This is a genomic window from Micromonospora sp. NPDC050200 (assembly GCF_040656135.1).
Lineage (GTDB): Bacteria > Actinomycetota > Actinomycetes > Mycobacteriales > Micromonosporaceae > Micromonospora.
On record NZ_JBFALG010000147.1, the window covers coordinates 1 to 4,381 of the forward strand.

The following is a 4,381-nucleotide window of genomic DNA, read 5'->3' on the forward strand; positions in this document are numbered from 1 at the left end:
GCCCTTGCCGGTGCTGACCGCCTTCAGCAGGTCGGACCAGCCGAGCTTCTTCTCCGGCCAGCCGAACCGGGAGGCGACCGGCTCCGGCATCGCCATGACGCCGCGCCGTTGGCGGTGCAGCCGATCGTCACCGACGCCCCGGCCGCGAGGGACCGCGACCAGTCGCGGCGCGGCGGGCGGTGACCGTCGTGCGCGGGGCGCGGGCCCCGGACCCCGGACGCGCGGGAGCCCCGGTCCCGCCAGGGACCGGGGCTCCCGGAAACGAGTCGGCGTCAGCCGGCCTGCTCGGCGAGCTGGAGGAACTGCCGCTTCGAGGCGAGCGCCTGCTCGGCCTCGGAGATCCGGCGGGCATCTCCGGCGGCCTGCGCCCGGGCCAGCCGCTCCTCGGCCTCGGCCACCTGCGCCCGCATCTGGGCGAGCAGCGGGTTGTCCTCCTTGGTGGTACGTCGCCAGGCCGAGTCCATGACCTCACGGACCTTGTCGTCGACGGCCCGCAGCCGCCGCTCCAGCCCGGTGGCGGCCTCCCGCGGCACCCGGCCGGCCTCGTGCCACTGCGCCTGGATCTCCCGCAGCTTGGCCTGCGCGCCCTTCGGGTCGGCGTCGACGTCCAGCGCCTCGGCCTCGGCGAGCAGGGCCTGCTTGCGCTCCAGGTTGGCCCGCTGCTCGTTGTCGCGGGCCGAGAAGACCTCGCTGCGCCGGCTGAAAAAGGCGTCCTGGGCGGCCCGGAACCGTTCCCAGAGCTTCTGCTCGGCCTCCTTGGAGGCGCGCGGCGCGGCCTTCCACTGGTTCATCAGCTCCTTGAGCTGGTTGGCGGTGATCGCCCAGTCGGCGGAGTCCTTCAGCTTCTCCGCCTCGGCGACCAGTTCCTCCTTGACCGTCTGCGCCTGCTTGCGCTGCTGGTCGAGGGTGGCGAAGTGGGCGCCCCGGCGGCGGGTGAACCCGTCCCGGGCGGCGGCGAACCGCTTCCACAGCTCACCGTCGGCCTTCTTGTCGACCCCGCGGATGGTCTTCCACTCGTCGAGGATCTCCTTGAGCCGGTCGCCGGCGGTCTTCCAGCCGGTCGACTCGGCGGCCAGCTTCTCCGCCTCCTCGACCAGGGCGGCCTTGCGGGCGAGCGCCTCGCCCCGGGCGGCGTCCCGGGCGGCCCTCGCCTCGCCGGCCTTCTCCTCGGCGACGGCGGCGAGCTTGTCCAGCCGCTCGGCGAGGCCGTCGATGTCGCCGACGACGTGCGCCTCGGCCAGCGAGGCGCGGATCCGGCGGATCGTGGTCAGCGAGTGGCCGGCGTCCGCCGCACCCGAGTTGAGCCGGGCCTCGGTCAGGTCCACCTCGGTCACCAGGTCGGCGAAGCGTCGGGCGAAGTGGGCCAGCCCCTCCTCCGGGGCTCCCGCCTGCCAGGATCCGACCACCCGCTCACCCTCGGCGGTCTTGACGTATACGGTGCCGTCCGCGTCCACCCGTCCGAAGGCAGTCCAGTCGCTCATGTGCCCATCCTCGTTCTCCCGGCGTCGACGGGACGGAGCCCGCGATCGCCGCCACGGCGCAGCAAAGTTTCTCCTGGCATTGTCACAGGTCCGACCCCGTCCGCGTGAAGCGCCTGTCGTCGACCGTGACCATACGGTGTCCTACCGCTCGATTGACCGGATCGGCGCGGGGACGCACCAGCGCGTCCGGCTACCGTGAACCCGTGCCTCTGGTCGCCGCCGCCGTCTGCCCCCACCCGCCCCTGATCGTGCCCGAGCTGGCCGGCGCCGCCGCGCCCGAGCTGGACGATCTGCGTACCGCCGCCGACACGGCTGTTTCCCAACTGCTGGCCGCCCGGCCGGACTGCGTGGTGGTGCTGGGCATCGGCGCGGCGACGGGCTGGATCATCCCGCCCGCCGCCGGCTCGTTCCGCCCGTGGGGCCTCGACCTGACCGTCCCGCTGGTGCCGGCGCTGCCCGACGACGGGGAGCCGCTCCCGCTGGCGGTCACCGTCGGCGCGTGGTTTCTCGGCCGGCAGCCGGTCGGTGCCCGGACGGGCGTGCGGGTGGTCGGCGCCCAGGTGAGCGCCGAGGCGACTCCGGCGGAGCTGACCCTGCTCGCCGGCCAGGTGCACGAGTACCGGCCCCGGGTGGCGCTGCTGGTGATGGGGGACGGGTCGGCCTGCCGGGGCACGAAGGCGCCTGGCTACGACGACCCGCGCGCCGAGGCGTACGACGAGGGGGTGGCCCGGGCCCTGGCCGGCGCGGACGCCGACGCCCTGCTCGGCCTGGACCCGGGGCTGTCGGCGGAGCTGAAGGTCGCCGGCCGGGCGCCCTGGCAGGTGCTGGCCGGCGCGGTCCGGGCGGCCGGCGGCGCCTGGCGGGGCGAGCTGAGCTACGCGGCGGCGCCATACGGCGTTTCCTACTTCGTGGCGAACTGGACACCGGCATGAACGGCACGGTCGTGGCGGTGGTCGGGCCGACCGCGGCCGGCAAGTCGGCGCTGAGCATCGCGCTGGCGCACGCCCTCGACGGCGAGGTGGTCAACGCCGACTCGATGCAGCTCTACCGGGGCATGGACATCGGCACCGCCAAGCTGACCCCGGCCGAGCGGGACGGCGTGCCGCACCACCTGCTGGACATCTGGGACGTCACCGAGCCGGCCAGCGTCGCGGAGTACCAGCGGCTGGCCCGCGCGGCGGTCGACGACATCCTGGCCCGGGGCCGGGTACCGCTGCTGGTCGGCGGCTCGGGGCTGTACGTGCGGGCGGTGCTGGAGCAGTTCGAGTTCCCCGGCACCGACCCGGCGGTGCGGCAGCGGCTGGAGACCGAACTGGCGGCGGTGGGGCCGGCCCCGCTGCACGCCCGCCTCGCCGCGGCCGACCCGGTCGCCGCGGCCGGCATCCTGCCCGGCAACGGCCGGCGGATCGTCCGGGCGCTGGAGGTGATCGAGCTGACCGGGGCCTCGTTCACCGCCTCGCTGCCGGAGCCGACGCCGTACTACCCGTCGGTGCAGCTCGGCGTCGACCTGGACACCGCGCTGCTGGACGAGCGGATCGCGCTGCGGGTCGACCGGATGTGGGCCGACGGGCTGGTCGCCGAGACCCGCGAACTGGTCGGCCACGGCCTGCCGGAGGGTCGGACGGCCGGCCGGGCGCTCGGCTACCAGCAGGTGCTGCGCTTCCTGGCCGGGGAGCTGACCGAGACCGAGGCGCACGAGGAGACGATCCGGGCCACCCGGCGCTTCGTCCGCCGGCAGCGCTCCTGGTTCCGCCGCGACCCGCGGATCCACTGGCTCGACTCGGCCGCGCCCTCGTTTCTCGACACGGCGCTGCGGGTGGTCGCCGACCGTCGGGGATGATGGGGGCGTGGAGTTCACCAAGGGCCACGGCACCGGCAACGACTTCGTCATCCTGCCCGACCCGGAAGGGGCGCTCGACCTGACGCCCGGGCTGGTCGCCGCGATCTGCGACCGGCGGCGTGGCGTCGGCGGCGACGGCGTGCTGCGGGTGGTCCGGGCGGCCAAGCACCCCGAGGGCGCCGCCCTGGCCGGCGAGGCCGAGTGGTTCATGGACTACTGGAACTCCGACGGGTCGTTCGCCGAGATGTGCGGCAACGGCGCCCGGGTCTTCGTCCGCTACCTGCTGGAGACCGGGCTGGCCACGCCCGTCGGCGCGGCGCTGCCGGTGGCCACCCGGGCCGGCGTGGTGCGCGCGCGGGTCGAGGGGGAGGCGGTCGCCGTCGAGATGCGCCGGCCCCGGGTGTACGACGCCTCGACCGCGGCCCTGGGCGGGTTGGCCCTGCCCGGCGCGGCGGTGGACGTCGGCAACCCGCACCTGGTCTGCGCGTTGCCGGCCGGGCTGGACCTGGCCGCCCTCGACCTGACCCGCGCACCCGAGTACGACGCCGGGGTCTTCCCGACCGGGGTGAACGTCGAGTTCATCGCGCCGGGAGAGCCGGTTGACGGCACCGACGGGCACGTGCTGATGCGGGTCTACGAGCGCGGCTCGGCCGAGACGCTCTCCTGCGGCACCGGCGCCTGCGCGGTGGCCGCGGTGGCCCTGCGCGACGACGCCCGGGACACCGGCACCATCGTGGTCGACGTCCCCGGCGGCCGCCTCACCGTGACGGTGACGGCGGATTCCTGCTGGCTGTCGGGCCCGGCGGTCCTGGTCGCCACCGGCACCCTCACCCCCGCAACCCTCCTGCTCTGACCCCCCCCCGGCCCCGCGCACCCCCGCCCCCTGCGGGGCCGACCCATTGATCATGAAGTTAGCGGGGGTGAAGTGGGACAAACCAACCCGTCAACTTCATGATCGACGCGGGGCAGGTGATCGGCCCCATCGGCTCGTCCTCCGGATGCCAGCCGAAGACCAGCTCGTAGAAGGCCTTCGCGCCCTCCGGGTCCGGGGTGACCAGCT

At 74.9% G+C, this 4,381-nt stretch carries 4 protein-coding genes and 1 pseudogene; 3 read left to right on the top strand and 2 right to left on the bottom strand.

Annotation, left to right across the window (positions count from 1 at the left end; translation table 11 throughout):
* Window positions 1-272: 272 nt before the first annotated feature.
* Window positions 273-1,481 carry a DUF349 domain-containing protein gene (locus AB0I41_RS34915; protein ID WP_357115669.1) on the bottom strand — a complete coding sequence of 403 codons (1,209 nt, stop codon included), beginning with the start codon at window positions 1,479-1,481 and terminating at the stop codon, window positions 273-275.
* Between the two features lie 203 nt (window positions 1,482-1,684).
* On the opposite strand from AB0I41_RS34915, the gene AB0I41_RS34920 reads away from it, so the two are divergent.
* Genes AB0I41_RS34920 through dapF form a run of 3 tightly spaced genes read left to right on the top strand, consistent with a single transcriptional unit; the run spans window position 1,685 to window position 4,174 of the window.
* Window positions 1,685-2,413: a hypothetical protein gene (locus tag AB0I41_RS34920; RefSeq protein ID WP_357115672.1), complete on the top strand. Its 729-nt coding sequence runs from the start codon at window positions 1,685-1,687 to the stop codon at window positions 2,411-2,413.
* On the top strand, window positions 2,410-3,321 hold the full coding sequence (miaA, locus tag AB0I41_RS34925; RefSeq protein WP_357115675.1) for a tRNA (adenosine(37)-N6)-dimethylallyltransferase MiaA: 912 nt from the start codon (window positions 2,410-2,412) through the stop codon (window positions 3,319-3,321). Before AB0I41_RS34920 ends, miaA begins: the two co-directional genes overlap by 4 nt.
* A 7-nt stretch (window positions 3,322-3,328) precedes the next feature.
* Window positions 3,329-4,174: a diaminopimelate epimerase gene (dapF, locus tag AB0I41_RS34930; protein ID WP_357115678.1), complete on the top strand. Its 846-nt coding sequence runs from the start codon at window positions 3,329-3,331 to the stop codon at window positions 4,172-4,174.
* 121 nt (window positions 4,175-4,295) lie between these two features.
* Here the strand turns inward: dapF and AB0I41_RS34935 are convergent.
* Window positions 4,296-4,381, bottom strand: a pseudogene (locus tag AB0I41_RS34935) (VOC family protein); the annotation flags it as partial.